This window comes from Halorubrum tibetense, from assembly GCF_042661865.1.
GTDB classification, from domain to species: Archaea; Halobacteriota; Halobacteria; order Halobacteriales; family Haloferacaceae; genus Halorubrum; species Halorubrum tibetense.
The window spans coordinates 1-2066 of record NZ_JBHSWW010000360.1; the positions used below are offsets into that span (position 1 = coordinate 1).

The 2066-nt window shown below is 71.2% G+C and carries 2 protein-coding genes and 1 pseudogene; all 3 read right to left on the reverse strand.

Annotation, left to right across the window (positions count from 1 at the left end; genetic code table 11):
- Nucleotides 1-431, reverse strand: a 431-nt coding sequence (locus ACFQEU_RS15005; RefSeq protein ID WP_465261163.1) for a DUF7547 family protein, incomplete at its 3' end; no start/stop codon positions are given.
- A 50-nt stretch (nucleotides 432-481) separates the two neighbouring features.
- The gene (locus tag ACFQEU_RS15010) at nucleotides 482-1864 is read right to left on the reverse strand and encodes a GNAT family N-acetyltransferase (protein WP_379783460.1); all 1383 of its coding nucleotides are present in this window, start codon (nucleotides 1862-1864) and stop codon (nucleotides 482-484) included.
- A gap of 81 nt (nucleotides 1865-1945) precedes the next feature.
- Nucleotides 1946-2066, reverse strand: a pseudogene (locus ACFQEU_RS15015) (NADH:flavin oxidoreductase/NADH oxidase); the annotation flags it as partial.

The window sequence follows — 2066 nt, forward strand, 5'->3', positions numbered from 1 at the left end:
CGGGCGAGTCCCTCGGTCGCGCCGTCGCGCACGTCGTTCAACCGGTCGGCGGTCCCGCCCGTGACCTCGCGGGCGTCGCGCTCGGGATCGAGCAGCCGAAGCGTGCCCTGGACCAGCTTCAGCGACTTGATCGTCGTCTCCAGCAAGGCGATCACCGTCGGGATCGTGTACTGCTCGGTGAACCGGACGAGCTCCGAGAGCCGCGGCGGCCGAGGGAGGTCCGGCGTCCGGGGCGAGTCGGTCCGTCTCGGGCCGGTACGTCGCGGGTCGTCGTCCCGTCCCCGGCGAGGAGTCGACGGCCCGGACCCGGAGCGTCGACGCCCGTCGCGTTCGCTCGCCCGGAGGTCGGCACGGAGCCTCGAGAGCACGTCCTCGAGCTCGTCGAGGCGCTCCTCGAGGTCGTCGTCTCGCGGTCGGTCGCGGGAACTCATACACACCCGTACGGGGTCGGGAGGTAAAAAGCCAGTCAGCGCCGTCCCCGTCAGAACCCCTCGCGGAGGAACGTCCGTCGGGGCGGAAGGAGAGCGCGGAGGTCGTCGAGCGCGCTCCGCGTGGCCCCCGCGTCCCCCGCAGTCACTTCGTCGTCCCCCGCAGTCACTTCGTCGTCGTCCCCCGAAGCGTCGTCGTCCCTCTCGTCGTCAGCCGTTCCTCGACGCGTGAGATCGCCGAACTCCGTCGCCTCCCCGACAGAGTGGTACCCCGCGTACAGCTGCGAGAGGGTGCCGATCCCGACGCGCAGGTCGGCATCGGGCGCGTCGTCGCCCTCGCCCCCGGTCGTCGACGCCCCGAGCGTTTCGACCGAGACGCGCCCGTCCTCGACGGCGATCAGGAACGTCCGGTCGTTCCACGCGGCCAGCGGGTCGTCGACGGCGAGGGTGACCGAGCCGTCGAGCCGCGGGTCTGGAGCGATCGACTCGAACGCGCCGGGGACCTCGACGAGGCGGAACATCGGTCCCGTCCGCGACTCGACGGTGACCTCACGGGGGTCCGCGACCCGGTCCTGGAGGTTCGCGTCGGGCGGCGCGCGGATCCGGACGGTCCCGACCTGCGAGTCGTGATCCCGGCAGAACCGGAGGGCGTGAAGCCACGCTTCTTCGTCGACCGCGGCGACGTCGCGGACGGTCATCACCCGCTCGTCGCCGGACCCGTCCTCGAACGTGTACGACCAGAACGCGCGTAGCTCGCCGTCGCGCTCCCACCCGTACACGAACGGGTCGGTCTTCCATCCGCGAAGGGTGCGTTCGCGCCACCACGCCTCGGTTCGTGCCATCGTGAAGTCGTAGCGGTCGGCCATCGCCGACAACACCGACCGTGCAGCCGCGTGGTCGTCGGCGTCGAGCCGCCGAAATCGGCCGGTCGGGCCGCTCGCCCCGCTCGTCCCGCCCGCCCCGCTTCGCCGATCCGCCTCGGTCGCTCTCGCGATCGCGCCGTCGACGAACCGGAGCTGTTCGGGCGGGGTTTCGACGTGACGATATCGGCTCACGGTTGCCCAGCCGTACTTGCGGTAGAACCCGTACTCGAAGGGCCACAGCACCGAGAACTGGACCCCGTCCTCGCGGTACTCCGAAAGCGACTCACGGAGGAGGCGCTCGACGTTCCCCTGGCGACGGTGTTCGGGCGGCGAGGCGACCGCTGAGAGGCCGGCAGCCGTCCGGTCCGCACCGCGGATCCGCAGCGAGAACTCGTGGTGGCCACACACCGCCACGGGGTCGTCGCCGTCGAACAACCCCCGGTAGTCGGCGAGGTGTTCGCGATCGTCGTCCTCGTTCTCCGGGTCGTACGGGCCCTGCTCGGGGGAGAACGCGTATCGCATGAACGCTCGGAACTCGTCCTCGCGCTCCTCGGGGAACGGTCGGTACTCCATGCGTCGACCCCTCGACGGGGCGGAATAAGCGTTCTGGGAGCGTGTGAACAGCTGGCTCCCTCGTACGGGTCGGCGACCGGACTACCTGAACTGCCCGCGCCGATACTGGACGGGCCACTCGACGTCCGCGCCGAGCTCGTGCGCCGCCTCCAGCGGCCAGTAGGGGCGACGCAGCAGCTCGCGGCCCAGCGCGACCAGGTCC

Excerpts from the sequence above, each read along its gene's own strand:
- ACFQEU_RS15010 (WP_379783460.1), bottom strand. The coding sequence starts at position 1,864 with ATGGAGTACCGACCGTTCCCCGAGGAGCGCGAGGACGAGTTCCGAGCG.